This window comes from Alkalihalophilus lindianensis (genome assembly GCF_032843265.1).
GTDB lineage: Bacteria > Bacillota > Bacilli > Bacillales > Bacillaceae_D > Alkalihalophilus > Alkalihalophilus lindianensis.
Genome location: NZ_JAWJBA010000998.1, coordinates 1 through 238 on the forward strand (window position 1 = coordinate 1; position 238 = coordinate 238).

General features: G+C 62.6%; 1 protein-coding gene. It reads right to left on the reverse strand.

Translation table 11 applies throughout. The annotated features are described in order from the left end of the window. The coding region (locus tag RYX56_RS25120) for a hypothetical protein (protein ID WP_317124484.1) at positions 1 to 238 on the reverse strand (238 nt) is incomplete at both ends.

Below are 238 nucleotides of genomic sequence, written 5' to 3' on the forward strand. Positions count from 1 at the left end.
TGATGTTGCAGTAGGCGAGCAATATCATCGCCGTCTCGAGCTTGCCGGCTACGTCGAGTTCCTCGTCCAGCATCTCCGTCACCCTCGTCACGCACCATGGCAACTTGGCGTGACCGGGAGCGACGTACAGCAGGCCGAGAAGCAGGCTCGACACAATCCTGCGCTCGAGGGCGGCGCTGGCGGAAAGGTTGAGCCGATCGACCAGGGTCGCGAGCACGTCGACCCATTCTCGTACTGG